Consider the following 25976-nt stretch of genomic DNA (forward strand, 5'->3'; position numbering starts at 1 on the left):
ATGACCTCACTACGAACCTCTTTTTTTGTTGGCGTGCTGCTCGCGTGTGTCGCCACATTGGGCTGGGCGCTGAACTTCATCGCCCCTTATGTCACTGGTGACTACAGCCTCTATGACCTGATGGCGGTGCGTTTTCTGGGTGTCGGCGTGCTGGGCGTGGGCGGAGTGATCCTGTGCCGGGCCCAACTGAAATGGCTCAGCCCAAGGCAATGCTGGCTGGCCGCAGCGCTCGGCGCGGCAGGTTGCCTGGCGTACGGCGTGTGCATCGGCGCAGGCGTGATGTTGGGCGGCCCGGTATTGACGCCCGCGTGTGTCGGCATGGTGCCGGTGCTACTGGCCCTGGTTGGCAATGCCCGGAACAAGACCGTGGCGTGGGGCCGGCTGGCGGCGCCTTTAGCGTGCCTGACGCTGGGGCTTTTGCTGTCGAACATCAGCAGCCTGCACCAGCCGGCGTTGAGTACCGTTTCGTGGCTGGCCGGTGTGTTTTTTTCGTTCAGCGCCGTTGCCTTGTGGCTGGGATTCAGCGTGATCAATCAAAAACACCTGACAACCCTTCCGGCAACCGCCACCGGCCTCTGGACCGCGTTGATGCTGGTGGGGGCCGGCGGCACTGCCCTTTGCCTGCTGCCGTTGCTCTGTGTATTCAACCTGCTGCGCCTGCCAACCCTGGGATTTGGCTTCGCCCAGGCGGGTGCGCTGTATGCCTGGAGCCTGATCATCGCGCTGATGTCCACGGTGGTCGGTGCTTGGGCCTGGAATGCTGCCATCCGACGACTGCCGATGGTGCTCAGCGGCCAATTGATTGCCCTCGAATCACTCTTCGCGACCCTGCTCGGCCTGTGGTTTCACGGTCGCGGCCCTTCGTGGATGGAAGCCACCGGCCTCGCGGCGGTGCTGATCGGCGTGGTCATGGCGGTGGGTATTATCCTGACCGGCACAAAGCCTGCCGCAACGCCCGACACTGACGGGAGCGCCGAGGATGACCCACAGCATCGGCTCACTTGCACCCACCGAGACCTTTGAGTGTCACGGCCTGGCTATCTGGTGAAAGCAGCGAAGAGCGATCGTCGGGCGTTAAAACGGTTGACTTGATTGCCTTAGGCAACTATATATTTGCTTGAGGCAACCAACCGAGCACTGCCATGACCACGACCCTTGTCGAACGCGCCGCGATCATTCGCGGTTTCAACCGTTTCTACACCCACCAGATCGGCGTGCTGCAGGAACACTTGCTGCAAAGCGATTTCTCGCTGACCGAAATCCGCGTGATGTACGAACTCTCCTCCCGTGGCGACCTGACCAGCGCCGACCTGTGCCAGATGCTCGGCCTTGATGCGGGCTACCTGAGCCGGCTGATCAGCGGCTTCGAAAAGAAAGGGCTGATCCAGAAAGTCCGCTCCGTCACCGATGCGCGTGCGGTGCAACTGCACCTCAGCGACCTCGGTCGATCAGTGCTGGCGCCGCTGGAAAACCAGACCCAACAGGAAGTCATCGCCTTGCTCCAGGCCTTGCCCGAGCAGCAACAGCAGCAACTCACGGCGTCGATGCAGCGTATCCAGACACTGTTGCAAGGCGGCACGCCTAGTTACCTGCTGCGCGACCCGCAGCCCGGCGATATGGGCCTGGTGGTGCAACAGCAATCGGCGCTGTATGCGCGTGAGTACCACTGGAATTGGGAGTTTGAAGCGTTGGTAGCGGAGATTGTCGCCAAGTATTTGCGCGAATTCGACCCGAGCGCCGAGCGTTGCTGGATCGCAGAGAAGGACGGTGAAGTGGTGGGTTCAATCTTCGTGGTGCGCCATGACGAAACCACCGCCAAGCTGCGCATGCTCTACGTGGACGCCAGTGCACGGGGCATGGGCATCGGTCAGCGACTGGTGGAGGAATGCCTGCGTTTTGCGCGCAATGCCGGTTACAAAAGCATGCTGTTGTGGACGGTCGACGCGCTGACCGATGCGCGCAAGCTGTATCAGAAAGCCGGCTTCCGCCTGGTAGACGAAGAAGCGACGGTGAGCTTTGGCAAATCGTTGATCAGTGAAACCTGGGCCCGCGAGCTGTAAGGCGTTCCCGCGCTGTCGCCAGCGCGGGCGTTTGCGCGGTTAGAGGTCAGTGATTTCTTTATGGCGCGGCACCAGCGCCTTCATCACGCTCCACGCCACCAGGTAGGCCAGGGCACAGATCGCAAACATGATCATGTAGCCGGTGTGGATGTCGTTGATGGACTTGTAGTAGTCGAACACCCAGCCACCGATCTTGGTCATCACCACACCACCCAAGCCCCCGGCCATGCCGCCGATGCCAACCACCGAGGCGACGGTTTTTTGCGGGAACATATCGGACACGGTAGTGAAGATGTTGCACGACCACGCTTGGTGCGCCGAGGCGCCCACACCGATCAGCAGCACCGGCACCCAGAAACTCAGGTAGCCAAAGGGCTGCGCCAGCAACACCACCAGCGGGAACAGCGCGATCACCAGCATGGCTTTCATGCGCCCGTCGTAGGGTGCATCGCCACGGGCCATGAAGTAGCTGGGGAACCAGCCGCCGCCGATACTGCCGACCATGGTCATGCTATACAGCACCGCCAGCGGCATCACGATGTCCGCGCCTTTCATGCCGTATTGCGCCGACAGGTAAGTGGGCAGCCAGAACAGGAAGAACCACCACACGCCGTCAGTCATGAACTTGCCAAAGGCAAAAGCCCAGGTCTGGCGATAGGTCAGCAGTTTGAACCACGAAACTTTTTTCGCGGCAGCACCCGCAGGCTCTGGCGTGAACGGCTGCACCGTCTGGTCGCTACGAATGTAAGCCAGCTCTTCGGCCGACAGGCGTTTTTGCTGCTCCGGTTTTTCGTACACCGCAGCCCACACCGCCACCCAGATGAAGCCCAGCATGCCAATGACCATAAAGGCCGCTTCCCAGCCCCATATGCCGGCAATCAAGGGCACGCAAATCGGCGCCAGGATCGCCCCCACGTTAGCCCCGGAATTGAAGATACCGGTGGCCAGCGAGCGTTCTTTTTTCGGGAAGTATTCGGCGGTGGCCTTGATCGCGATGGGGAAATTGCCCGCCTCGCCAATCGCCAGCACGGCGCGTGACAGCATGAAACCGGCAATCGACACCGGGATTACCGCCAGGCCGATAGCGCCGCTGACCGCAGCGATGCCCTCACCCATCGGCACCGAAAACGCATGCATGATCGCGCCGGTGGACCAAATGCCAATCGCCACCACGTAGGCGGCCTTGGTGCCGATCTTGTCGACGAAGCGTCCGGCAAACAGCATGGAAATCGCGTAGACAAACTGGAACACCGCCGCGATGTTGGCGTAGTCCGTGTTGCTCCAGCCAAACTGCGTCGACAGCTGTGGCGCGAGAAGGCTGAGGACCTGGCGGTCGAGGTAGTTGACGGTAGTGGCAAAGAACAACATCGCGCAGATGGTCCAGCGATAGTTGCCGACGGCCGTGCCGACGCGATGGGCGTTGATGGGCTCATTCAAATTCATGGCATCACTTTTTATTTTTGTTAGGTAGGACATACGTAACGTCATATGTCGTCGTACAACTGTGACTTTTATATCGGGCCGCCTACCCGGTGTCAATCTCGAAGATTGCCTTTTAACGAGGGATTACGCAGATCTGAAAGTACTTAACTACGTGCAGTTGTAGGATGACAAATCCTGAATACCCGGCTGGGTGCTTTGCCGGGCACATCATCAAGCAGGCCGAAGGGCTGCATACCGAGCTTTTCCAGCACACGAATCGACGCGGCATGATCCGGCCGCACCAACCCGAATACCTGAGGCAAACCCAGCGTTTGAAACGCCATCGTCAGCGCATCGCGGCCAAGCTCGGTGGCATAGCCCTGCCCCCAGGCATCGACCGCAAAGCGATAGCCCAGGTTGTTGCGCCGCTCGGTCAGGTAATTGAGCGGCGCCACGCCGCCAAAGCCGATGAGGTGATCGGGCGCCTCGCGGCGGGCAATGGCCCACCAGCCATAGCCCTGGCTGGCCCATTGTTCGAGCCAGTGGCTGAGCAGGCGTTGCGCGTCGTCGAGGCTGGCCATTGGGCCACTCGGGTTAAACAGGTTTGTCTGCGGGTCGCCGAAGATCGCGAACAATCGGTGCACATCGCTGGGCTCGGGCTTGCGATAGATCAGGCGGGAGGCGGTGGCAGGCATTCTGATAATTCCCTGGTCAGGTCGTGAAGTTCAATTCATCTGCAAAAAAAGGTAAATAGCGGTGAATTATTTCATGTCCGCTTGTATCTGAACTGACAGAGCGGTGCCATCGCAACGATGGCACCTCCCCTGTTCTGTTTTAGAGTGGCCCGCATGAAATTACGTAAGAAAAGCGTCAAACCCATCGGATTGAAAGACATCACCATCGTCGACGATACCAAGGTGCGCAAGGCGATTACCGCCGCCGCCCTGGGTAACGCCATGGAGTGGTTCGACTTTGGTGTCTACGGTTTCGTCGCCTATGTGCTGGGCAAGGTGTTCTTCCCGGACGCCTCGCCGAGCGTGCAAATGATTGCCGCCTTGGCCACCTTCTCGGTGCCCTTCCTGATTCGCCCGCTGGGTGGCCTGTTCTTCGGTGCGCTGGGTGACAAATACGGACGGCAGAAAGTCCTCGCCGCAACCATCGTCATCATGTCCTTGAGCACCTTTGCCATCGGCCTGATTCCCGGGTATGCCTCGATTGGCATCTGGGCACCGATCCTGCTGTTGCTGTGCAAAATGGCCCAAGGGTTCTCGGTAGGCGGTGAGTACACCGGCGCTTCGATCTTCGTCGCCGAGTACGCCCCGGACCGTAAACGCGGGTTTCTCGGCAGCTGGCTGGATTTTGGCTCGATTGCCGGTTTCGTGCTCGGCGCCGGTGTGGTGGTGCTGATTTCGACGATCCTCGGTGAAGCCGATTTCGAAGCGTGGGGCTGGCGCCTGCCGTTCTTCCTCGCCCTGCCTTTGGGCATTATCGGCTTGTACCTGCGTCACGCGCTGGAAGAAACTCCGGCCTTCCAACAGCACATGGACAAGCTTGAACAAGGCGACCGCCAAGGCCTGACCCACGGTCCCAAGGTGTCGTTCAAAGAGGTGGCTACCCAGCACTGGCGCAGCCTGCTGACCTGCATCGGTATCGTTGCCGCCACCAACGTGACGTACTACATGTTGCTCACCTATATGCCGAGCTACCTGTCGCATAACCTGCATTACAAAGAAAACAGCGGCGTGCTGATCATCATCGCGATCATGGTCGGCATGCTGTTCGTGCAGCCGTTCATCGGTTTTGTCAGCGACAAGATTGGCCGTAAACCCTTCATCATCGCCGGCAGCGTCGGGCTGCTGTTCCTGTCTATCCCGGCGTTTATGTTGATAACCAGCGGCAAAATCGGCCTGATTTTCGCCGGTCTGCTGATTCTGGCCGTGGTGCTGAACTTCTTTATCGGCGTGATGGCCTCCACGCTGCCGGCTATGTTCCCTACCCACATTCGCTATAGTGCGCTGGCCAGCGCGTTCAACGTCTCGGTACTGATCGCCGGCCTCACCCCCACCGCGGTGGCGTGGCTGGTGGAAAGCACCAACGACCTGTACATGCCCGCCTACTACCTGATGGTGTTTGCGGTGGTAGGGCTGATTACCGGCCTGACCATGAAGGAAACCGCGAACAAGCCGTTGCGCGGCGCGGCGCCGGCAGCGTCCGATATGGCAGAAGCCAAGGAAATATTGCAAGAGCACCATGACAATATCGAGCAGAAGATCGAAGACATCGACGCCGAAATTGCCGCTCTGGAAGCCAAGCGCCAGAACCTGGTGCAGCAGCATCCGCGAATCAACTGATACCTGACCGTGCGTGGCGGCCCCGCCGCCACGCCTTTGGAGTGCCCAAACATGGTTCCAAGCGTCACCGCAGCCCACTCGTTACTCAGCGCGGACGAACGCGCCGCCATCGCCGAAATCGAAGCCACCACCAGCATTCTGCAACTGGTAACCCGCCTGACCGGCATGCGCTTTGCCGGCATTGCCAAATTCACCGACCTTGAATGGGTGGTGTGCTCGGTCCATGACCCGCTGCACATGGGGATTCATGTCGACGACATACTCGACCTGGAAACCACCCTGTGCAGTGAGTTCTGCGTCGACCCGCAGGCCCTGTTCGTTCCGCAGATCAGCCAGAATGGCCGCTTTGCCACCCGCCCGGTGGTCAAGCAGTACGCCATCGAAAGTTACGCCGGCGCGCCGATCTTTCTGCCCGATGGCCGCCTGTTCGGCGCGCTGTGTGCACTGGACTCGCGGGCGATGCTGTTTGACGACCCCAACCTGCCGGAAACCCTTAGCCTGTTTGCACGGCTGATTGGCTGTATTTTCTTCGCTAACCTGACAACGCCTGATCAGTAACCGCCGCCCTGCCCCGCAGTGCAGCAATATCGCGCTTCCGCGGCACGCCAAACAATCGGCTGTACTCACGAACTGTAAAGGGCTTTCATAGCCCACAGCGCAAGTAGGCTGGTGGATTTGGCTTTCCAATCGGCAATCGATTCGGGCGCCACCCTGCGTATCGCCAGCCTGTTGGCCTACCTGACCTCGCGGCGTGCCACAGCGACCTACGTGAGCCGCCGCGCTACCTGAAAAACTGACTCGGGGTTTTGCCAAACTGTTTCTTGAACATGCTGGTGAACGCGCTCGGGCTCTCATAGCCCAGTTCGATGGCCACATCGATGATCTTCTCCCCCACCGCGATGCGTTCCAGCGCCAGCAGCAACCGCGCCTGCTGGCGCCATTGGCCGAAGGTCAGGCCGGTTTCCTTGCGGAACAGGCGCTGGATGGTTTTCTGGTCCAGGTCCAGGCGATCACTCCAATCGGCGACTGTCGAGGCATCACCCGGTTCCTGCTGCAGCGCCTGGCAGATACGGTTGATGCGCAGGTCGGCCGGCTGGGGCAGTGACAACGGCAAGGCCGGCAGGATCGCGAGTTCGTCGAGGATCAAGTGCATGATCCTCGCCTCGCGCGAGTCCTCGGCATACGGCGGCTTCAAACTCACCGAGGCTTTGATCAGCTCACTCAGCAACGGCGACACACTGACGGTCTTGGGCTCGCTCGGCAGATTGGGGAAACGGTCCGGGCGCACAAACACGCTGCGCATCTTCAATGTGCCCACGCAACGCAGCGAATGCACCTGCCCGCTGGGCATCCAGAACCCGCGATTGGGCGGCACCGTCCATTGGTTCAACGCCGAATACACCACCATCACGCCTTCGACGGCGTACAACAGTTGATGCTTTTCGTGACTGTGGTCGGGGATCACCCAGTTTTCGGGGTAATCGGTCGCGGAACTGATGACAGCCCAGTCGCCCTCGTCGATCTCCCGCAGAAATACATCCAGTGGTTTGATGATTTCGCCCTTTTTGCGATGGTTGGCGCCCGAATTACGCGAGACAGGCATTTTCAGCGAATCTAGCATAAACGCCGCAACATTTAGAAACGGGCAGCGCGCTAAAGTACGCACTGCCCCTGTTCGCTGCCTTGTATGGAATGCCTGCATGTCGAGCCTGACCGCGCCACCCGCCACTGCAACCGCTACGCCGCAAATAAGCCCCTTGGTCATGCGTGTCCTGGGCGCCTGCGCCCTGGCGCACATGATCAACGACCTGATCCAGGCCGTGCTGCCGTCGATCTACCCGATGCTCAAGGCCAACTACGGGCTGAGCTTTACCCAGGTCGGCCTGATCACCCTTACCTTCCAGTTGACCGCGTCCTTGCTGCAACCCTGGATCGGCTACCACACCGACCGCTATCCCAAGCCCTGGCTGCTGCCGGCGGGCATGGTGTGCACGCTGATCGGCATCCTGCTGCTGGCGTTTGTCGGCACCTTCCCGTTGATCCTGTTGGCGGCGGCGCTGGTCGGGGTCGGGTCGTCGACCTTCCACCCGGAAACCTCACGTGTGGCACGCCTGGCCTCGGGCGGGCGCTATGGCCTGGCACAATCGACCTTCCAGGTCGGCGGCAACACCGGCAGCGCGTTCGGCCCGTTGCTGGCGGCGGCGATCATCATTCCCTACGGCCAAACCCATATCGCCTGGTTCGGGCTCTTCGCCGTGTTCGCGATCATGGTGCTGTATGGCTTGAGCCGCTGGTACCGCCACCACCTCAACCTGTTCAAGCTCAAGCAAGGCGGCAAGGCCACCCACGGTTTGTCCAAAGGCCGCGTGACATTTGCCCTGGTGGTACTGGCGTTGCTGGTGTTCTCCAAGTACTTCTACATGACCAGCCTGACCAGCTACTTCACCTTTTACCTGATCGAGAAATTCCACCTGTCGGTGGCCAGCTCGCAGATGTACCTGTTCCTGTTCCTCGGCGCGGTGGCTGTCGGCACCTTTGCCGGTGGCCCGATTGGCGACAAGATCGGCCGCAAGAAAGTCATCTGGTTCTCGATTCTCGGCGCCGCGCCCTTCACCCTGGCCCTGCCCTACGTCGACCTGTTCTGGACCGCCGTGCTCAGCGTAGTGATCGGCTTCATCATCGCTTCGGCCTTCTCGGCCATCGTGGTCTTCGCCCAGGAACTGGTGCCGGGCAATGTCGGGATGATCGCCGGGATCTTCTTCGGCCTGATGTTTGGCTTCAGCGGGATTGGTGCCGCGCTGCTGGGCTTGCTTGCCGACAACCACGGCATCGAGTACGTCTACAAAATCTGTTCGTTCCTGCCACTGGCGGGCATCCTGACGATCTTGCTGCCCTCGACCAAAGGCGTCTGACCGGCCAATCATCGGCTGGCCGTGTGCTATCACGCGGAATGCTCTGAAAAACCTGCGTGTGCGCTTACAATCCCGATTTTCAAGCGCACACCCAGGCAGACCCGGCACGACATGACGCTCGACCCTCCTACGATTCTGATATTGACCATCGCGCTGGCTGCCGCTGCTGCCCTGTATCTGGCGGTGGAATGGCGCAGTGTGCGCGAGCCTTCGCTGCTGTTCTGGGCGGCAGGTTTCGCGATCATCAGCGTCGGCTCCACCCTGGCCCTGCTGCGCAGCAACGGCCTGTTGATGATCGGTATCTGGTTTGCCAACGGCTTGCTGGTGGCCGCGCACTGGCTGTTTTTGCTCGGCGTGGCACGTTTTACCCAGGTGCGCTTGTCGCGTGCGTGGCTGCTGATGCTGGTCGCCTGGCTCGGCGTGCTGCTGTTGCCCAGCGACCTGGCGTGGTCCAAGGCCATGCTGATGGTCAACTCATTGCTGGTCGCGTTGCCGACCTTGCGCGCCAGTTTCCTGCTGCGCCCCCATGGCAGATCCCTGAGCATCGGCGCGGTGCAACTGCGCTATGTATTGCTGCTTCACGGCGCCTTTTATATGGCCAAGGCGCTGTCGGTAATCATCCCCGGCACGCTGATCGATCTTGCCGCGTTCAAGGGCGAAATCATCCAGGTTTCCTTGGTGGAGGGCGCAATGGCGATCATGTTGATCGCGTTGTCGATGACCGGCTCCGAGCGCTACCGGCGTGAACAGCAGATCGCCCGGCTGGCGGCCCGTGACCCGCTGACGGCGCTGTACAACCGCCGCGCCCTGGATGTGCGTGCGCCGCAGCTGTTGGCCCAGGTATCGCCGCAACAGCCGGGCGCTTTGCTGTTGATCGATATCGACAACTTCAAACTGGTCAACGACCTCTACGGGCATATCGCTGGCGACCGTTTGCTGATTGCCCTGAGCGAGATGATCCGCACGGTGGTGCCCGAAGGCGCGCTGGCGGCCCGCTTGGGCGGGGATGAGTTTGTGATCCTGTTGACCAAGGCCTCGACCGCCCAGATCGTCGAACTGGGCAGCCGCTTGCGTGAGCAGTTCCAGCAGTTGGCCGCACACACCTTCACCACCCCGGTACCGGTAACCCTGAGCATCGGCGCCAACCTGTTCGACCACCCACCGCCGAGCCTGACGGCGCTGATCGAACAAGGCGACACCACACTCTACGAAAGCAAACGCGGCGGGCGTGACAGCATTCGGCTGGTGGACCGAACGGGAACCGGTTCGTACGGTTAATGGCTTCCTGTGGCGAGCAGGCTTGTTGTGGCGAGCGGGCTTGCCCCGCGTTGGGCTGCGCAGCAGCCCCATAAAGGACGCCAAGTTGTTCCAGGGACACCGCGTCGGCAGTTTTTTGGGGTTGCTGCGCAACCCAACGCGGGGCAAGCCCGCTCGCCACTGGCAGCCCGCTTACCACTGCCAGCCCGCTCGCCACTGCAAACCCGCTCACCACCGCTAGCCCGGTTGCCAGTGCGGGCTTGCTTATTGCCCCAGGTTTGAGCCTCTCAGGCGGGCGCGCGAGTGCTCGGCGCTTGGCGTGAGAACCCATTCACGACGATGTAAAGCAACGGTCCCACCGACACAAACACCGCCGTCAGCAAAAAATACGGCACCAGCGACGCCATCGACCGCCCTCGCCCGCGCGCATCCCGATACATCCACACGCACGCAAGTACCGCCATCAGGTACAGGTCAATCACTACCTGCGCGGTGTCCGGCCGCGACATCAATTCCCGCCCAAATTCCAACAGTGAGTGCTCGGCCGTGAGCATCGTAGCCAAGGTGTACAACGAAAACCCGAGCAAACCGGCCAGGGCTAAATAAGGTCTGCGCATGGTGCCTTCCTTGAAATGATCGAGGCTCAACATAGTGATAAGGTTGCGCCTCTCGCAATGACCTCGGAGGTCATGATCAGGCCATGGACACCCCTTCAACTGCCGGCCAGCACCTGCGCCAATTGCGTCGACACGCCAAGCTCAGCCAGCTGGACCTGGCCTTGATCACGGGTGTCTCCCAGCGCCATCTCAGTTGCATCGAAACCGGCCGGGCCAAGCCAGGCCCGGGCACTTTGCATACTCTGCTGACGGCGCTGCAGGCCCCGCTGGAGCACTGCAACCAGGTATTCCTCGCCGCCGGATACGCGCCGCGTTACACCGCCACTCCACTCGCCGCCCCGGCCATGGCCGCCGTCCGTGACGCCGTCAGCCATGTGCTGCACGCCAACAATCCCGCCCCGGCGATTCTGCTGGACAGCGAATGGCAAGTGCTCGCCGCCAACGCCAGCACCGGCCTGTTGTTTGAGCTGGTCGGGATTGAGCCGAATGCCGCCCAAGGGCTGAACCTGCTGACCACGCTGTTGCAAACCGGCGGCCTGGGCGATCACCTGATCAACGCCGAAGAAATCCGCACCGTCGCCTGGCAACGCGCAACCCGCGAAGCGCTGGGTAATCCTGCACTGGCCGGGTTACTGGCCCGTTTGCCGGTGCCGAGCAGCACGCAGTTGCCCAATGAAATGCCGCCGCTGTTGCTCACCCGCATCCGCTCACATCGCGGTGAACTGAATTTCCTGTCGACCTTCACCACCTTCGGCATGCCCCAGGACATCACCCTCACGTCACTGCGCATCGAACATCTGATTCCGGCTGACGCGCCCACGTGGCAGGTGATGCGCGCCGCTTACGCGGAGTATGCGGCGCTGGTTTTGTGAAATATCTGTACGTAGACTGCCGCCATACCTCCCACTTGAAGGCGGCGAAAAAAACGTGATGCAAGTTACCGAAGTCTCCATTGCCCAATTGCGCGCGGCGCTTGAAAGCGGCCAGACCACTGCCGTTGAACTGGTCCAGGCTTACCTGGCGCGGATCGAGGCCTATGACGGCCCGCAGACCGCGACCAAATTGAACGCCGTGGTGGTGCGCAACCCGCAAGCACTTGAAGAAGCCAAGGCCGCCGATGCGCGCCGGGCCAAGGGCGAAACCTTGGGGCCATTGGACGGCATTCCCTATACCGCCAAGGACAGCTACCTGGTCAAAGGCCTGACGGCGGCCTCTGGCAGCCCGGCCTTCGCCTCGCTGGTGGCGCAGCGCGACGCCTTCACCATCGAGCGCCTGCGCGCCGGCGGCGCTATCTGCCTGGGCAAGACCAACATGCCGCCGATGGCCAATGGCGGGATGCAGCGCGGCGTTTATGGCCGTGCAGAAAGCCCGTACAACGCTGACTACCTGACGGCACCGTTTGCCTCCGGCTCGTCCAACGGCGCGGGCACCGCAACGGCTGCCAGCTTCGCCGCCTTCGGTTTGGCCGAGGAAACCTGGTCGAGCGGCCGCGGCCCGGCGTCCAACAATGGCCTGTGTGCCTACACGCCATCGCGCGGAATCATTTCCGTACGCGGCAATTGGCCGCTGACGCCAACCATGGACGTCGTAGTGCCGTACGCACGAACCATGGCCGACCTGCTCGAAGTACTCGACGTCGTGGTCGCCGAAGACACCGACACGCGCGGCGACCTCTGGCGCCTGCAACCGTGGGTGCCGATTCCGAGCGTGGCGTCGGTGCGCCCGGCCTCCTACGCTGAGCTGGCTGTGGGCAGCGAATCCCTGGCCGGCAAGCGTTTCGGCGTGCCGCGCATGTACATCAATGCCGACCCCGAGGCCGGCACCAGCGAGAAACCCGGGATCGGCGGGCCAACCGGGCAAAAGATCAATACCCGTGCCAGCGTGATCGACCTGTGGCACGCCGCGCGCCAGGCGTTGGAAGCGGCCGGCGCCGAAGTGATTGAAGTCGACTTCCCACTGGTCTCCAACTGCGAAGGCGACCGTCCTGGCGCGCCGACGGTGTTTACCCGTGGCCTGGTCTCCAAGGAATTTTTGCACGACGAATTGTGGGAGCTGTCGGCCTGGGCGTTCGATGACTTCCTGCGCGCCAACGACGACCCGGCGCTGAACCGCCTGGCGGATGTCGACGGGCTGAAAATCTTCCCGCACGACCCCGGCACCCTGCCCAACCGTGAAGACGACCTGGCCGCCGGCATGGACGAATACGTGCGCATGGCCGAGCGCGGCATCACACCGTGGAACGAAATCAGCACCGTGCCGGATGGCCTGCGCGGGCTGGAACAGACTCGGCGCATCGACCTGGAAGACTGGATGGACGCACGGGGGCTGGACGCGGTGTTGTTCCCGACCGTGGCCGATGTCGGCCCGGCCGATGCCGACGTGAACGAAGCCTCGGCGGATATCGCCTGGAGCAACGGCGTCTGGGTGGCTAACGGCAACCTCGCGATCCGCCACCTGGGCGTGCCGACCGTCACCGTGCCGATGGGCGTGATGGCGGACATCGGCATGCCCGTAGGGTTGACCTTCGCCGGGCGTGCCTATGACGATTCGGCGCTGCTGCGTTTTGCTTCCGCGTATGAAGCCACCGGCAGCAAACGCCTGATCCCGCCGCGTACACCACCACTGGCAGCAGGCTAAACACGGTTCAATTATGGGAGCTGGCTTGCCTGCGATAGCGGTCGATCAGTCAGCCTATTTTGCACTGACAGACCGCCTTCGCGAGCAAGCCCGCTCCCACAGTGTTGACTGCATTTCAGGCCACGCCGATCAACAGCTGGCTAAACATGCTGCAAATGTGGGAGCTGGCTTGCCTGCGATAGCGGTGCATCAGTCAGCTCTTTTTTCACTGAAAGACCGCCTTCGCGAGCAAGCCCGCTCCCACAGTTTTGAATGCATTTCAGCCCACGCCGATCAGCAGCTAACTAAACACTCTCCAAATGTGGGAGCTGGCTTGCCTGCGATAGCGGTGCATCAGTCAGCTCTTTTTTCACTGAAAGACCGCCTTCGCGAGCAAGCCCGCTCCCACAGTGTTGACTGCATTTCAGGCCACGCCGATTAGCAGCTGGCTAAACACGCTCCAAATATGGGAGCTGGCTTGCCTGCGATAGCGGTGGGTCAGCCAGCCTGTTTTTCACTGACAGACCGCCTTCGCGAGCAAGCCCGCTCCCACAGTGTTGACTGCATTTCAGGCCGGGCCGGTCAGCAGCTGGCTAAACATGCTGCAAATGTGGGAGCTGGCTTGCCTGCGATAGCGGTGGGTCAGCCAACCTGTTTTTCACTGACAGACCGCCTTCGCGAGCAAGCCCGCTCCCACAGTGTTGACTGCATTTCAGGCGGGGCCGGTCAGCAGCTGGCTAATCACGCTGCAAATGTGGGAGCGGGCTTGCCTGCGATAGCGGTGGGTCAGCCAACCTGTTTTTCACTGAAAGACCGCCTTCGCGAGCAAGCCCGCTCCCACAGTGTTGACTGCATTTCAGGCCGGGCCGGTCAGCAGCTGGCTAAACATGCTGTAAATGTGGGAGCTGGCTTGCCTGCGATAGCGGTGGGTCAGCCAACCTGTTTTTCACTGAAAGACCGCCTTCGCGAGCAAGCCCGCTCCCACAGTGTTGACTGCATTTCAGGCCGGGCCGGTCAGCAGTTGGCTAAACATGCTGTAAATGTGGGAGCTGGCTTGCCTGCGATAGCGGTGGATCAGCCAACCTTTTTTTCACTGACAGACCGCCTTCGCGGGCAAGCCCGCTCCCACAGCGTTGACTGCATTTCAGGCCACGCCGATCAGCAGCTGGCTAAGCCCGCTCCAAATGTGGGAGCTGGCTTGCCTGCGATAGCGGTGGATCAGCCAACCTGTTTTTCACTGACAGACCGCCTTCGCGGGCAAGCCCGCTCCCACAGTGTTGACTGCATTTCAGGCCACGCCGATCAGCAGCTGGCTAAGCCCGCTCCCACAAGTTTTACTGCATTTCACATCAAGTCAGGTAGGGCACGGCAATCAACAGGATGGCCGTGCCATGGGCCACGGTTGCCGGCAACACGCCATAGCGCATGCGCACCAGCGCGCAGGCCAGGCCTTCGATCAGGGTGAACAGCAATACCGGCCAGCCCAACTGGGTGACACTCAAGGCCAGAAACGCGTGGCAGGCCGCAAAGGCTACGCCGCTGATCAATGCCGCGCGCAATGGCGTCACCTGCTGTTCGAGGTAGCCCTGCAAAAACCCGCGAAACAGCACCTCCTCCAACGCATTCGCGCCATAGGCCAGCACCACCATCCCCGGCAGCCAGACCCAGTAGCCGTGAATCTCGAACGCCTCGATGCCCTGGTAAACCCGCAGCGGCACACCGAGCAAACAGCCCACCACAAGCCCCACGGCCAAACCCAGCGCAGGATTGCCGATGGTCCAGCGCATCAGCCGCCATAACTCCGGCGCCGTGCGTGCAAGCACCATAATCAGCAGCACTGACATCCCACCCAGCGCCGCCAATACAAAGGCATTCGCGCTGAACGCGATCTGCACCTCGCTGCTGAGCGACCACATCCCGAGCGGCGTCATCGCGTCACGCATCAACACAAATGCCGTCAGCAGGATCAGGATGCGCATCGCCAGCATCGCCCTGGGCGTCAGCGCAAACCACAGCCCAAACAGCACCAGCCCCGGCGCCAGGTGAACGCCGTAGTTGGTCAGTACGCCCATGCCTTGGGTGATCATGCCGGCCTCAACCGTGGGCGACAGCAATCATGTCGATCTCGACCGCTGCCGATTTCGGCAACTGCATCACCCCCACCGACGTGCGGGTGTGCGTGCCGGCGCTGCCGAGAATTTCATGCAGCAGGTCCGACGCACCGTTGGCCACCTCGCTTTGCTGATCAAAGTCTTCGGCGCTGCGCACGTACACGGTGATACGTGCGATGGCCTTGACTTGATCCAGCGAGCCCAATGCCTGCTTGAGCAAGCCCAGGCAACGCAGCGCGCTGATGCCGGCGGCGATTTGCGCCTGGGCCAGGGTCAGGCTTTCGCCGACTCTGCCGGGCAGCACGATCGTGTCGCCGACCCGGGGGATCTGGCCGCTGATGTACAGGTGGTGACCATCGCGCACCAAGGGTGTGTAGTTGCCACCGATTTTGAACTCGTCCAGTTGATAGCCGAGGCGCTGCTGGGCTGCCTGGTATTTTTCGTCTGCTGTCATGCTCGTCAAACCTCGTTGCGACGTTGCCACTCATCCACCACATCGCTCAGGGTCTTGGGGATGTCGCTGCGAATCCAGGCCATGAAGGGCCGGTCGAACTTGAACCCCGGCCCGCAGTGTTCAAGCATGAAACGGCGAACGTTCTGGGTATTTTTGTAGTGTGGGGTGACGGGGGTGGCGCGGGTAATAACGTCGCTGTGCCAGTTAAAATCCACTTTTCCCTCGGGGGTTCTTGTTGTGTCGGCAGTAGCATAGCGATGTGCTACTTGAGCAGGAAGCGGCACGGTAAAACTCACACCCCTACACGATGTGTTGAGATGTCGTACAAGACTATAAAGCGCTTATAACGCGTCATCGCCTAACCTTTTCAACATATTTCAAAATTTCACTTTCCTTCCCCATCAGAAATATTGCATGGTTGTACGACGACTTAAATAATCGTGCCCGACCCCAACAACAATAAGGAAACACCCATGCAAAACGTCAAAGTGCTGATCGGTTTTCTGTGCCTGTTCACCGGCTACGTCGCAGCAGCGCCTGCCCCCGCCGAAAAGGATGTGGCCCAAGCGGTCGACCAACTGACCCAAGCCATGTTGCACCTGGACCTCAAGCAGCTTCATGCGCTGACCTCCGACAAACTCACCTACGGCCACTCCAGCGGCAAGGTGCAGAACAAAGCGCAATTCATTGCTGATCTGGAAACCCACACCAGCGCGTTCAAGACCCTCGAAATGCAGAACCAGACCATTACCCTCGACGGCGACACGGCCCTGGTGCGTAACCACTTTCACGCACTGGCGGTGAACAGTGGCGTAGACACGCCGACCGACATCGACAACTTCCAGGTCTGGCAGAAGCAAAAAGGCAAGTGGCTGCTGATCGGGCGCCAGGCTTACAAATACTGATGACCGGTGGTGAGCTGGCGCGGGTCAGCTCACCATTGCACCACCTCGCGGACCTTCACCAGCGCCTCGCGCAGCGCCGACATGCTCACCGAGCCCAACGCCAAACGCAGCGCGTGGGGCACGGTTGCCGAAACCGCAAACGGCTCGGCGGTGGACACCGAAATGCCTTCGCGCTGCAAGGCCATGGCGATTTGATCGGCCCTGGCCTCTTCACCCAGCGGCAACCACAGAAAATACGATGACGGGTGGCTGATGTAATGCACGCCCTTGAGCACGTGCGCCGCCAAAGCCTGTCGCGCTTTGGCATCCTGGCGCTTTTGCGCTTCCAACTGATCGACCGTGCCGTCCTCGATCCAGGCCACGGCCATCGCACTCATGACGCCGGGTACGTTCCAGGTGGTGGCCATGATGGTGCGTTCCAGTTTCTTTACCCAGGCCGGGGGCGCGACAATAAAGCCGACCCGCAACCCGGTCGCGACGCTCTTGGAAAACCCGCCGACGTACACCGTGCGCTCAGGCGCCAGGGTTGCCAATGGGGGCGGCGCCTCCTGCGCCAGAAACGCGTAGGCCGCGTCCTCGATGATCATCAGATTGTGTTGTCGGGCAATGCCGACTAATCCCTCGCGCTGTTCCAGGCTCATCACCCAACCCAACGGGTTATGCAAGGTCGGAATGCTGTACACCGCGCGCACCGGCCGTTTGCTGCACAGGCGTTGCAGGGCGTCCAGGTCCGGGCCACTGGCGGTGACCGGGATCGCGACGATTTCAAGGTGCAGGGTTTCGGCCAGCACCTTAAAGCCTGAATACGTCAGGGCATCGACGGCAATCACATCCCCCGGCTTGAGCAATGCCATCATCGTCACCGCCAAGCCGTGCTGGGCACCGCTGACCACCAGCACTTGCTCGGCCTCCACCACCAGCCCTCGGCTCAACAGATGCCGCGCCACCGCTGCCCGCTCGTGCAGGCGGCCGGCATGGGGCTGGTAGCGCAGAAGCGCCTCCAGGTCGCCCGACAGCGCCAATTGGCGCAACGCCGTACGCAGCAAATCGGCCTGGCCCGGCAGCGACGGGTAGTTGAAATTGAGGTCGAGCATGCCCGTCGCTACCGTCATCTGCCCACTGCCCTGCCCCGGCGGCAACGAGATTTCGCGCACGAAAGTGCCGCGCCCGGTTTCGCCACTGACCAGGCCCATCGCCTCAAGCTCGCTGTACACACGGCTGGCCGTGACCAGCGCCAGGCCATGGTCGGCGGCCAATTGGCGGTGGGTGGGCAGACGCGTGCCGGGTGGCAGCGCACCGCTGCGGATATCCCCGGCAAACGCATCGACCAGCGACTTGTAGCGAGCACGTGGCATAAGCGATGTATCCATGACAATTTTTTGATTGTCTTAATCTTCGACCCTAGGATGGCCGAACGCAACTTATCCTTTTCAGGCACGCCCTCATGGAACGCACCTTTGGCCTCAACAGGCTCGACAGCAGCACTCAAGGTTGGATCAACGGTTTTATCGGCGTGCTCATTTTCAGCGGCTCACTGCCGGCCACGCGCCTGGCGGTGATGGAGTTCAACCCGGTATTCCTGACCATGATCCGCGCCACCCTCGCCGCCGCGCTGGGGCTGTGCCTGCTGAGACTGTTCAAGGAGAAACGCCCATCGCGCGCGCAAGGGATGCCGCTGGCAATCGTCGCGCTCGGCGTGGTGATTGGCTTTCCGCTGCTCACGGCACTGGCGTTGCAATACGTCACCTCGGCGCACTCCATCGTCTTCATCGGCCTGCTGCCACTGGCCACGGCGGTGTTCGGCGTGCTGCGTGGCGGCGAGCGGCCGCGCCCGGTGTTCTGGCTGTTTTCGATACTCGGCAGCCTGTTGGTGATGGGCTACGCCGTCGCCCAAGGCTTGAGCGCCGCGCCCGTGGGTGACGTGCTGATGCTGTTGGCGGTGCTGGCATGCGGTTTGGGCTATGCCGAGGGCGCCAAATTGTCACGCACCCTGGGCGGGTGGCAGGTGATCTGCTGGGCGCTGGTGGTGTCGCTGCCGGTGGTGGCGCCGCTGAGTCTGATCCTCGCCCCCGCAACCTTCAGCGGCATCAGCCTGCCGGCTTGGCTGAGCCTGGGCTATGTGGCGTTGTTCAGCATGCTCATCGGCTTTGTGTTCTGGTACCGCGGCCTGGCTCAGGGTGGCATCGCCGCCGTCGGCCAGCTGCAGTTGCTGCAACCCTTCTTCGGCCTGGCGCTGGCGGCGGGCCTGCTGCATGAGCAGGTCAGCCTGGGCATGGTGCTGGTAACGGTTGCGGTGATCGGCTGCGTGGCCGGCGCGAAACGGTTTGCACGTTAACGCTGCGGCGCGACCATCTTGAACTTGATGGTGATGTCGTTGGACACCACGCTGTTGCCCGCCCACTCACCTTCGCCAATCTTGAAGTCGTCGCGCTTGAGCACGAACTCACCGTCGAACACGCCGATGCCGCTTTGCTCCTTGAGCAGCACAGTGATGTCCACCGGCCGCGTGATGCCCTTGATCGTCAGGTTGCCGGCGATCGTGTAGCGGTTGTCGCCCAGTGCGGTGGCGCCGTTGGATTCATACACGCCGACCGGATAGGCCGTGGTGTCGAACCACGCGGGCTGTTGCAGTTGGGTATTGGCGTCCGGGCTGCCTGCGTCGATGCTGGCGAGCTGGATCTTGAGCAACGCATGCGCCGCCTCGGGCTTTTGCGTATCGAACGTCAGGGTGCCTTCAAAGTCGCTGAAGGTGCCATACACTCGCTGCCCGAACTGCTGGAAGGTAAAGCTGATCTGGCTGGCGGTGCGGTTGACGTCTTTGTATTCCACAGCCTGCGCGCTGGAAAACCAACCGAAGACGAGGGCCAGCAAGAACACCTTGGACATTCGACGCTTCATGAAACGCTCCGCGAGAGAAAAGGACACACGTGCTGAGCTAACACGCCATGGCATGGATTTATTCCCATCGGGCGCGCGTCCTGCTAAACAGAGTAGTCGCGAAAAACAATAAGGACTTTTCATGCCCACCCCTTCTCTGCAGGACACCACCGCCCCCGAAGGCATCTGCTACGGCTGCGGCGGCAGCAACCCGCATGGCCTGCACATCAAAAGCCGTTGGGACGCCGATGGCATCCACGTCATCGCCGAGCATCAGCCCGAGGCCAAATACAGCGGCTGGCCCGATCTGGTCTACGGCGGCCTGATCGCCATGCTGGTGGACTGCCATTCCAACTGGACGGCCATGGCTTATCACTACCGCGCCGAGCAACGTGAACCCGGCAGCTCGCCGCGCATCGATTGCGTCACCGGCAACCTCGGCATCAAATTCATCAAGCCCACGCCCATGGGCGTCACGCTGAGCCTGCGCGCGCGGGTTGAGGGCGAGGTGGGGCGCAAGAGCCGCGTGGTCTGCGAGGTGTACGCCGGTGAGGTGCTCACCGCCATCGGTGACTCGGTGTTCGTGCGCGTCGATACCGGCCAACTGGCGGCTGCCGCCCATGGTCGCGCGGGCTGATCCTGGTCTACATTGATTGCCACCGCTAATCGAGGAATGCACCGATGACTCGTCTCACCGCGAAAGACTTTGCCCCCGAACTGCTGGAACTCTACGACGGCTACGCCCATGGCAAGCTCAACCGCCGCGAATTTCTCGACCGCGCCGCACTGTTCACCTTTGGCGGCCTCACCGCCTCTGCGCTGCTGGCGGCCCTGAGCCCCAACTACGCGCTGGCCGAACAGGTCAAGTTTACCGACCCGGAGATCATCGCCGACTACATCACCTACCCCTCGCCCAAAGGCAACGGCACGGTGCGCGGCTACCTGGTACGCCCGGCCAAGGCCAGCGGCAAGGTGCCGGCGGTGGTGGTGGTTCACGAAAACCGTGGCCTGAACCCCTACATCGAAGACGTCGCCCGCCGCCTGGCCAAAGCCGGCTTCATCGCCCTGGCGCCGGACGGCCTGACCTCGATGGGCGGCTACCCCGGCAACGATGAAAAAGGCGTGGAACTGCAACAGAAAGTCGACCCCGAAAAACTCATGAACGACTTCTTCGCCGCCATCGAATGGCTGATGCACCACGACAACAGCACCGGCAAAGTCGGGATTACCGGCTTTTGCTATGGCGGCGGCGTGACCAATGCGGCGGCGGTAGCCTATCCGGAGTTGGGCGCGGCGGTGTCGTTCTACGGCAAACAGCCGGAGGCCAAAGATGTGCCGCGCATCAAGGCGCCGATCATGCTGCACTACGGCGAGCTGGATACGCGCATCAACGAAGGTTGGCCGGCGTATGAAAAGGCGTTGAAGGCGGCGGGCACGACGTACGAGGCGTACATCTACAAGGGCGCCAACCACGGGTTTCACAATGACTCAACGCCCCGGTATGACGAGGCGGCGGCGAATCTGGCGTGGGAAAGAACCCTAGTCTGGTTCCACAAATACCTGGCCTAGCCCCGATCTGAAATGTGGAAGCTGGCTCGCCACAACAAGTCAGCGCTCAGCTTGGAAATAACCCCCGCTTCTCCTGTCACGACACAGAACCCATGTGGGAGCGAAGGAAATAAGGGTCAGACCACGGTTAATGCTAGAACCGGGGTCTGACCCCGCCTCTGCGCTGCGTTGGGGCGCGAAGCGGCCCCAAAACCTGACGACTCAATTTGTCTGGAGAAGCGCGGTGACTGTTCTGGGGCTGCTGCGCAGCCCAACGCGGGGCAAGCCCGCTCGCCACAAAGGGAAATAAGGGTCAGACCACGGTTAATACTAGAACCGGGGTCTGACCCCGCCTCTGCGCTCAGCTTGGAAATAATCCCCGCTTCTCCTGTCACGACACAGAACCCATGTGGGAGCGGGCTTGCTCGCGAAGGCGGTGTGCCAGCCGGCTGATTGGGCGCTGACCCACCGCATTCGCGGGCAAGCCCGCTCCCACATGGGGTAGTCGCTGTTTTCCAGATCAGTGTTCGAGGGCATACCGCCGGCAATGGTTGGAAGAAATAAGGGTCAGACCACGGTTAATGCTAGAACCGGGGTCTGACCCCGCCTCTGCGAAACCTGCGGTTAATAGTAGCGATCGGGCTTGCCCGCGTTGGGGCGCGAAGCGGCCCTGAAACCTGACGACTCAATTTGTCTGGAGAAGCGCGGTGACTGTTCTGGGGCTGCTGCGCAGCCCAACGCGGGGCAAGCCCGCTCGCCATAACTAGCCAGCGCCCAGCTTGGAAATAATCCCGCTTCTCCTGTCACGACACAGAACCCATGTGGGAGCGGGCTTGCCCGCGAATGCGGTGGGTCAGCGCCCAATCAGTCGGCTGGCACACAGCCTTCGCGAGCAAGCCCGCTCCCACATCGAGTAGTCGCTGTCTTCCAGATGAAGAAATAAGGGTCAGACCACGGTTAATGCGAGAACCGGGGTCTTGCTAGAACCGGGGTCTGACCCCGCCTCTGCGCGGTGGGTCAGCGCCTAATCAGCCGGCTGGCACACCGCCTTCGCGGGCAAGCCCGCTCCCACATCGAGTAGTCGCTGTTTTCCAGATCAGTGTTCGAGGGCATACCGCCGGCAATGGTTGAGATAACCCTGCTCATGACTCCCCACCAACAGGGAAATAAGGGTCAGACCACGGTTAATGCTAGAACCGGGGCCTGACCCCGCCTCTGTGCTCAGCTTGGAAATAACCCCGCTTCTCCTGTCACGACACAGAACCCATGTGGGAGCGGGCTTGCCCGCGAAGGCGGTGGGTCAGCGCCGAATCAGCCGGCTGGCACACAGCCTTCGCGAGCAAGCCCGCTCCCACATGGAGTAGTCGCTGTTTTCCAGATCAGTGCTCGAGGGCATACCGCCGGCAATGGTTGAGATAACCCTGCTCATGACTCCCCACCAACTGCACCACACTGGTCCATAACCATGACGGCGCATCCAACTGTTTGGAGCGGTTTTCCTGCAGCACCGCCATCCACTGCTTGCGCGTGTCACGGTCCATCTGCCGGGCATGGGCGATGCCGACCACGCGGGCCAGGTAACCGGCGGCGTGCATGGCGTCGGTTTCGCTGAGTTCATCCAGTTCCAGCTTCATGTCCTGGGGCAGCAACTCACGGATAAAAAACCCATGATCGAGAAAACGCGTCGCCAGCATGCGTTCTCCGAGGCCCGGTGACAGCTGACGCGCGCCCTCCACCACCCGCCGCCCATTGTCGCGGGGCATCTTCGCGCGCGGTGTACGCGGTGCAGCCGCGCCAACCGCCTCCTTGATATCGATCAGGCAATATTCCTGATCATCCTTGTCACCAACGCCCAGCAGTGCTGCATAGCGCAGCAAGCCGAGGGAACTGCAGCCCTTGACCCAATAGGCTGAGTCCAGCAGTTCGACCTTGGCGTCTTTGGGCCGGCCTTTGAGCGAGGTGACCAACTGGTGGATTTCATCCGAGGCGCAGAGGGTTTGCAGGGCGCCCTTTTCGGCCCGCGACAAAGCCCAGAAGTGCTTGCCCAGTGGAATCGTCGGCCGCACGTTTTCAATACGTTCACGCGCCAGGTTTTTCCAGGTGCGCTCCACCGCGCTGCGCATGCCGGCCTTGACCTGGGAGGGGCGTGGCGGTGCTTCGTCGGGCTTGTCTTTGAAGGCTTGTTCGTAGCCGCCGATCATCTCTTCGAGCATGCGCGCGGTGGTCACCCCCGGCAGGTCCGAGCCGCGGGCGGCGGTGGCCAACGACAAGGCCAGGCGCACCAGGTCGTGCGCCGGATTGCCGATCACGGTCTGGTCAAGGTCGCGGATGTGCATGTCGATACGGCCCTTGATATCGCCGGTCGGGCCCAGATTGCCTGCGTGGCAGTCGCCGCAAATCCAAATCGCCGGACCATGCGGCAAGCGACGACCGGGCTGGCTGTGCAGCCATTCATAAAACTGCACCGTGCTGCCGCGCACATAGGCGTGGGCAGAGCGCGCCATTTTCAAATTGCGCAGTTGCGTGAGGTGGGGCATGCGGTCGGCGGGGCGCGGGGTCTTCATGGATGAACTCAGTGCGGGAGATACAGTAGAGCTTCGCCGCCAAGAGATGTTTCATTTTGTTTCAAGATAGTGGCATTAAGACAGTTTTCCCGGCTGTGCACACACGTCCTGCAGCCACGCCTTGAACGCCAGCATCGCCGAGGTTTCGGCCCGCGACTGCAAGCGCGTCAGCCAATAACTGCCGGTGGTGATGCCGATGTCGAACGGCTGGCGGATCACATCGCTTTCCAGTTGCCGCGAAAACATCATCGCCGGCGCCAGCGCAACGCCGATGCCTTGCAGCGCCGCCTCCATCATTGCCAGTGAAGAGTCGAACACAATGCTGCGCGGTATCAGGGTATCGGCGGGCAAACCGGCGGCCTGGAGCCACAGGCTCCATTCATCGGCGCGGTAGGAGCGCAGCAAGGTGTGTTTCAACAAATCGACGGGCGTGCGCAACTGCTCGGCAATGCTTGGCGTACACAGCACGGTCAACGGCGCCGCCAGCAGCTCGCAGGCGTCGGTGCCGTGCCAGGCGCCGGCACCAAAGCGGACCGCGTAATCCAGGCCTTCGGCGGCCACGTCGACGCGGTTATTGTGGGTGGACAGGCGCAGGTCGATAAACGGGTAGCGCGCGTGGAAGTCCGGCAAGCGTGGCAGCAACCAGCCCACGGTAAAGGTGCCGACGGCCCCCACCGTGAGCACTTCGCGGTAATGTCCGCCTTCGAACTGGCTGAGGGTCTGGGCAATACGATCAAACGACTCACGCACCACCGGCAGCAACGTTTCGCCTTCACGGGTCAGCATCAAGCCGCGTGGCAGGCGCTTGAACAAGACTACATTGAGTTGGACCTCCAGGCTTTTGACTTGGTGACTGACCGCCGCCTGGGTCACGCACAGCTCAATGGCCGCGCGAGTAAAACTCAAATGGCGGGCCGACGCCTCGAAGGCGCGCAAGGCATTGAGCGGCAGATGGGAACGCAGCATGCTTGACCCCAGATTTTCTAATGGCTGGTGCGAGATATCATCGGTTGTTCGCAGTGGGCAAACTGCCTACATTTGCGGCGCCTGCGCAGGCTATCTATTCAATCGATCATTCTCATGGAAGCCACATCATGCCCCAACTGTTTCTGTTTGGAGTGCGTAATTTAACCGCGCTGGCCGTCTTGGCGGCGGCCGGCAACTGCCTCGCCGCCACCGACCTGCAGGCCTTGGTAGATGCCAACGTAAAGCCGTTGATGCAACAACAGGCCATTCCGGGCCTGGCGGTCGCCGTGGTCCAGGACGGCAAGGTGCAATACTTTAACTACGGCACTGCATCAAAGGAATCCAAGCAGCCGGTCAGCGAAAACACCCTGTTTGAAGTCGGCTCGGTGAGTAAAACCTTCACCGCCACCCTCGGCGGCTACGCCCAGGCGACCGGCAAGCTCAAGCTCTCGGACACCGCCAGCCAGCACCTGCCGGCATTGGCCGGCAGCGCCTTCGACAAGATCAGCCTGCTGCAACTGGCAACCTACACCCCCGGCGGCCTGCCCCTGCAATTTCCCGACGCTGCCGACAGCGCCGAGGCCATGCTCGGCTACTTTCAGCACTGGAAGCCCACTTACGCACCGGGCGCACAACGCCTGTATTCCAACCCAAGCATCGGGCTGTTCGGCTATCTGGCGGCGCAAAGCCTGGGCCAGCCGTTCAACGTGGCCATGGAAAAAACCCTGCTGCCCAAGCTGGGCTTGACCAACACCCACATAAGCGTGCCCGCCGACAAATCCAGCCTGTACGCCCAAGGTTATGACAAGAACCTGAAGCCCATACGCGTCAGCCCCGGCGCGCTGGACAGCGAAGCCTACGGCATCAAGACCAGCGCCCAGGACCTGGCTCACTACATGATGGTGAACATGCACCCGCAAACCCTGGAAAAACCCCTGCAACAGGCGATTGCCACCACCCACGCGGGCTATTACACCGTGAACGGCATGACCCAGGGCCTGGGCTGGGAGCGCTACCCTTACCCGGTCACGCTGCAAGCCTTGCTGGAGGGCAACTCCACGCCTATGGCGATGGAGCCCCACACGGTCAACTGGCTGACGCCCGCACAGCCGCAACCGGCCAACGTGCTGTACAACAAAACCGGCTCGACCGGCGGTTTCGGGGCGTACGTGGTGTACGTGCCGAGCAAGGACATGGGCGTGGTGATGCTGGCGAACAAGAATTACCCCAACGCTGAACGAGTCAAAGTGGCACACGCGATCTTGAGTGCGATAGATCACTAAGGCCTCGAACATCAACTGTGGGAGCGGGCTTGC

At 61.5% G+C, this 25976-nt stretch carries 24 protein-coding genes and 1 pseudogene; 13 read left to right on the forward strand and 12 right to left on the reverse strand.

What is annotated here, in order from left to right; all coding sequences use genetic code 11:
- Positions 1–1023 (forward strand): DMT family transporter, encoded by a 1023-nt coding sequence (locus tag C4J83_RS16660; RefSeq protein WP_124417658.1) that lies wholly within the window; start codon positions 1–3, stop codon positions 1021–1023.
- Between the two features lie 119 nt (positions 1024–1142).
- Complete coding sequence (locus C4J83_RS16665) at positions 1143–2060, forward strand: bifunctional helix-turn-helix transcriptional regulator/GNAT family N-acetyltransferase (RefSeq protein WP_124417659.1); 918 nt, start codon at positions 1143–1145, stop codon at positions 2058–2060.
- A 39-nt stretch (positions 2061–2099) separates the two neighbouring features.
- On the opposite strand, the gene C4J83_RS16670 is transcribed toward C4J83_RS16665, so the two are convergent.
- Positions 2100–3503 carry an MFS transporter gene (locus tag C4J83_RS16670; RefSeq protein WP_119740034.1) on the reverse strand — a complete coding sequence of 468 codons (1404 nt, stop codon included), beginning with the start codon at positions 3501–3503 and terminating at the stop codon, positions 2100–2102.
- A 143-nt stretch (positions 3504–3646) separates the two neighbouring features.
- A complete protein-coding gene (locus C4J83_RS16675) occupies positions 3647–4177 on the reverse strand; it encodes a GNAT family N-acetyltransferase (protein ID WP_124417660.1) in 531 nt (176 codons plus the stop codon).
- A gap of 153 nt (positions 4178–4330) precedes the next feature.
- On the opposite strand from C4J83_RS16675, the gene proP reads away from it, so the two are divergent.
- The gene (proP, locus tag C4J83_RS16680; protein ID WP_106579001.1) at positions 4331–5833 is read left to right on the forward strand and encodes a glycine betaine/L-proline transporter ProP; all 1503 of its coding nucleotides are present in this window, start codon (positions 4331–4333) and stop codon (positions 5831–5833) included.
- 51 nt (positions 5834–5884) lie between these two features.
- On the forward strand, positions 5885–6391 hold the full coding sequence (locus tag C4J83_RS16685) for a GAF domain-containing protein (RefSeq protein ID WP_124417661.1): 507 nt from the start codon (positions 5885–5887) through the stop codon (positions 6389–6391).
- Here the strand turns inward: C4J83_RS16685 and C4J83_RS30790 are convergent.
- A pseudogene (locus C4J83_RS30790) lies at positions 6366–6487 on the reverse strand (AraC family transcriptional regulator); the annotation flags it as partial. The gene C4J83_RS16685 and the pseudogene C4J83_RS30790 overlap by 26 nt on opposite strands.
- 127 nt (positions 6488–6614) lie before the next feature.
- Positions 6615–7436, reverse strand: a complete 822-nt coding sequence (locus C4J83_RS16695; protein WP_106578999.1) for an AraC family transcriptional regulator — start codon at positions 7434–7436, stop codon at positions 6615–6617.
- Between the two features lie 97 nt (positions 7437–7533).
- Here C4J83_RS16695 and C4J83_RS16700 point away from each other — a divergent pair, with 97 nt between their 5' ends.
- On the forward strand, positions 7534–8745 hold the full coding sequence (locus C4J83_RS16700; protein WP_119740027.1) for an MFS transporter: 1212 nt from the start codon (positions 7534–7536) through the stop codon (positions 8743–8745).
- 111 nt (positions 8746–8856) lie between these two features.
- The gene (locus C4J83_RS16705; RefSeq protein ID WP_124417662.1) at positions 8857–10023 is read left to right on the forward strand and encodes a GGDEF domain-containing protein; all 1167 of its coding nucleotides are present in this window, start codon (positions 8857–8859) and stop codon (positions 10021–10023) included.
- A gap of 266 nt (positions 10024–10289) precedes the next feature.
- On the opposite strand, the gene C4J83_RS16710 is transcribed toward C4J83_RS16705, so the two are convergent.
- Complete coding sequence (locus C4J83_RS16710; RefSeq protein WP_124417663.1) at positions 10290–10619, reverse strand: DUF2834 domain-containing protein; 330 nt, start codon at positions 10617–10619, stop codon at positions 10290–10292.
- An 83-nt stretch (positions 10620–10702) separates the two neighbouring features.
- On the opposite strand from C4J83_RS16710, the gene C4J83_RS16715 reads away from it, so the two are divergent.
- Positions 10703–11491, forward strand: coding sequence for a helix-turn-helix domain-containing protein (locus tag C4J83_RS16715; protein WP_124417664.1), 789 nt, complete (start codon positions 10703–10705; stop codon positions 11489–11491).
- A gap of 55 nt (positions 11492–11546) precedes the next feature.
- Positions 11547–13256 carry an amidase gene (locus tag C4J83_RS16720; RefSeq protein ID WP_124417665.1) on the forward strand — a complete coding sequence of 570 codons (1710 nt, stop codon included), beginning with the start codon at positions 11547–11549 and terminating at the stop codon, positions 13254–13256.
- A gap of 1328 nt (positions 13257–14584) precedes the next feature.
- On the opposite strand, the gene C4J83_RS16725 is transcribed toward C4J83_RS16720, so the two are convergent.
- Genes C4J83_RS16725 through C4J83_RS16735 form a run of 3 tightly spaced genes read right to left on the reverse strand, consistent with a single transcriptional unit; the run spans position 14585 to position 16015 of the window.
- Positions 14585–15322 carry a CPBP family intramembrane glutamic endopeptidase gene (locus C4J83_RS16725; protein ID WP_106578993.1) on the reverse strand — a complete coding sequence of 246 codons (738 nt, stop codon included), beginning with the start codon at positions 15320–15322 and terminating at the stop codon, positions 14585–14587.
- Between the two features lie 7 nt (positions 15323–15329).
- Entirely contained in the window at positions 15330–15800 is a 471-nt protein-coding gene (locus C4J83_RS16730; protein WP_124417666.1) for a RidA family protein, read from the reverse strand.
- 5 nt (positions 15801–15805) lie between these two features.
- Positions 15806–16015 (reverse strand): DUF6434 domain-containing protein, encoded by a 210-nt coding sequence (locus tag C4J83_RS16735; protein WP_124417667.1) that lies wholly within the window; start codon positions 16013–16015, stop codon positions 15806–15808.
- Positions 16016–16273: 258 nt separating this feature from the next.
- Between C4J83_RS16735 and C4J83_RS16740 the strand changes: the two genes are divergently transcribed.
- Positions 16274–16705 (forward strand): nuclear transport factor 2 family protein, encoded by a 432-nt coding sequence (locus tag C4J83_RS16740; RefSeq protein WP_106578990.1) that lies wholly within the window; start codon positions 16274–16276, stop codon positions 16703–16705.
- A gap of 29 nt (positions 16706–16734) precedes the next feature.
- Here the strand turns inward: C4J83_RS16740 and C4J83_RS16745 are convergent, their stop codons facing one another.
- On the reverse strand, positions 16735–18060 hold the full coding sequence (locus C4J83_RS16745; RefSeq protein ID WP_124417668.1) for an aminotransferase-like domain-containing protein: 1326 nt from the start codon (positions 18058–18060) through the stop codon (positions 16735–16737).
- Between the two features lie 89 nt (positions 18061–18149).
- Between C4J83_RS16745 and C4J83_RS16750 the strand changes: the two genes are divergently transcribed.
- On the forward strand, positions 18150–19040 hold the full coding sequence (locus tag C4J83_RS16750; RefSeq protein WP_124417669.1) for a DMT family transporter: 891 nt from the start codon (positions 18150–18152) through the stop codon (positions 19038–19040).
- On the opposite strand, the gene C4J83_RS16755 is transcribed toward C4J83_RS16750, so the two are convergent.
- Positions 19037–19603 carry a YceI family protein gene (locus C4J83_RS16755; RefSeq protein ID WP_164487943.1) on the reverse strand — a complete coding sequence of 189 codons (567 nt, stop codon included), beginning with the start codon at positions 19601–19603 and terminating at the stop codon, positions 19037–19039. The two genes, C4J83_RS16750 and C4J83_RS16755, sit on opposite strands and share 4 nt — an antisense overlap.
- A gap of 121 nt (positions 19604–19724) precedes the next feature.
- Here C4J83_RS16755 and C4J83_RS16760 point away from each other — a divergent pair, with 121 nt between their 5' ends.
- Together C4J83_RS16760 and yghX are read left to right on the forward strand one after the other, a co-directional pair.
- Entirely contained in the window at positions 19725–20219 is a 495-nt protein-coding gene (locus tag C4J83_RS16760; protein ID WP_124417670.1) for a PaaI family thioesterase, read from the forward strand.
- 44 nt (positions 20220–20263) lie between these two features.
- Positions 20264–21151, forward strand: a complete 888-nt coding sequence (gene yghX, locus C4J83_RS16765) for a YghX family hydrolase (protein ID WP_124417671.1) — start codon at positions 20264–20266, stop codon at positions 21149–21151.
- 1358 nt (positions 21152–22509) lie between these two features.
- Here the strand turns inward: yghX and C4J83_RS16770 are convergent.
- Together C4J83_RS16770 and C4J83_RS16775 are read right to left on the reverse strand one after the other, a co-directional pair.
- Entirely contained in the window at positions 22510–23694 is a 1185-nt protein-coding gene (locus tag C4J83_RS16770) for a DUF2252 domain-containing protein (RefSeq protein WP_106578984.1), read from the reverse strand.
- 75 nt (positions 23695–23769) lie between these two features.
- On the reverse strand, positions 23770–24660 hold the full coding sequence (locus tag C4J83_RS16775) for a LysR family transcriptional regulator (protein ID WP_124417672.1): 891 nt from the start codon (positions 24658–24660) through the stop codon (positions 23770–23772).
- Positions 24661–24788: 128 nt separating this feature from the next.
- On the opposite strand from C4J83_RS16775, the gene ampC reads away from it, so the two are divergent.
- Complete coding sequence (gene ampC / locus C4J83_RS16780) at positions 24789–25943, forward strand: class C beta-lactamase (RefSeq protein ID WP_124417673.1); 1155 nt, start codon at positions 24789–24791, stop codon at positions 25941–25943.
- Positions 25944–25976: the final 33 nt, after the last annotated feature.

The organism is Pseudomonas sp. LBUM920, assembly GCF_003852315.1.
Lineage (GTDB): Bacteria > Pseudomonadota > Gammaproteobacteria > Pseudomonadales > Pseudomonadaceae > Aquipseudomonas.

What these genes read in the sequence shown, in the direction of transcription:
- C4J83_RS16715 (WP_124417664.1), top strand. Translation starts at nt 10,703, where the DNA reads ATGGACACCCCTTCAACTGCCGGCCAGCACCTGCGCCAATTGCGTCGA.
- C4J83_RS16745 (WP_124417668.1), bottom strand. Translation starts at nt 18,060, where the DNA reads ATGCCACGTGCTCGCTACAAGTCGCTGGTCGATGCGTTTGCCGGGGAT.
- proP (WP_106579001.1), top strand. Translation starts at nt 4,331, where the DNA reads ATGAAATTACGTAAGAAAAGCGTCAAACCCATCGGATTGAAAGACATC.
- ampC (WP_124417673.1), top strand. Translation starts at nt 24,789, where the DNA reads ATGCCCCAACTGTTTCTGTTTGGAGTGCGTAATTTAACCGCGCTGGCC.
- C4J83_RS16670 (WP_119740034.1), bottom strand. Translation starts at nt 3,503, where the DNA reads ATGAATTTGAATGAGCCCATCAACGCCCATCGCGTCGGCACGGCCGTC.
- C4J83_RS16760 (WP_124417670.1), top strand. Translation starts at nt 19,725, where the DNA reads ATGCCCACCCCTTCTCTGCAGGACACCACCGCCCCCGAAGGCATCTGC.
- C4J83_RS16685 (WP_124417661.1), top strand. Translation starts at nt 5,885, where the DNA reads ATGGTTCCAAGCGTCACCGCAGCCCACTCGTTACTCAGCGCGGACGAA.
- C4J83_RS16730 (WP_124417666.1), bottom strand. Translation starts at nt 15,800, where the DNA reads ATGACAGCAGACGAAAAATACCAGGCAGCCCAGCAGCGCCTCGGCTAT.
- C4J83_RS16705 (WP_124417662.1), top strand. Translation starts at nt 8,857, where the DNA reads ATGACGCTCGACCCTCCTACGATTCTGATATTGACCATCGCGCTGGCT.
- C4J83_RS16660 (WP_124417658.1), top strand. Translation starts at nt 1, where the DNA reads ATGACCTCACTACGAACCTCTTTTTTTGTTGGCGTGCTGCTCGCGTGT.
- C4J83_RS16695 (WP_106578999.1), bottom strand. Translation starts at nt 7,436, where the DNA reads ATGCCTGTCTCGCGTAATTCGGGCGCCAACCATCGCAAAAAGGGCGAA.
- C4J83_RS16775 (WP_124417672.1), bottom strand. Translation starts at nt 24,660, where the DNA reads ATGCTGCGTTCCCATCTGCCGCTCAATGCCTTGCGCGCCTTCGAGGCG.
- C4J83_RS16700 (WP_119740027.1), top strand. Translation starts at nt 7,534, where the DNA reads ATGTCGAGCCTGACCGCGCCACCCGCCACTGCAACCGCTACGCCGCAA.
- C4J83_RS16710 (WP_124417663.1), bottom strand. Translation starts at nt 10,619, where the DNA reads ATGCGCAGACCTTATTTAGCCCTGGCCGGTTTGCTCGGGTTTTCGTTG.
- C4J83_RS16675 (WP_124417660.1), bottom strand. Translation starts at nt 4,177, where the DNA reads ATGCCTGCCACCGCCTCCCGCCTGATCTATCGCAAGCCCGAGCCCAGC.
- C4J83_RS16665 (WP_124417659.1), top strand. Translation starts at nt 1,143, where the DNA reads ATGACCACGACCCTTGTCGAACGCGCCGCGATCATTCGCGGTTTCAAC.
- C4J83_RS16740 (WP_106578990.1), top strand. Translation starts at nt 16,274, where the DNA reads ATGCAAAACGTCAAAGTGCTGATCGGTTTTCTGTGCCTGTTCACCGGC.
- yghX (WP_124417671.1), top strand. Translation starts at nt 20,264, where the DNA reads ATGACTCGTCTCACCGCGAAAGACTTTGCCCCCGAACTGCTGGAACTC.
- C4J83_RS16750 (WP_124417669.1), top strand. Translation starts at nt 18,150, where the DNA reads ATGGAACGCACCTTTGGCCTCAACAGGCTCGACAGCAGCACTCAAGGT.
- C4J83_RS16725 (WP_106578993.1), bottom strand. Translation starts at nt 15,322, where the DNA reads ATGATCACCCAAGGCATGGGCGTACTGACCAACTACGGCGTTCACCTG.
- C4J83_RS16755 (WP_164487943.1), bottom strand. Translation starts at nt 19,603, where the DNA reads ATGAAGCGTCGAATGTCCAAGGTGTTCTTGCTGGCCCTCGTCTTCGGT.
- C4J83_RS16770 (WP_106578984.1), bottom strand. Translation starts at nt 23,694, where the DNA reads ATGAAGACCCCGCGCCCCGCCGACCGCATGCCCCACCTCACGCAACTG.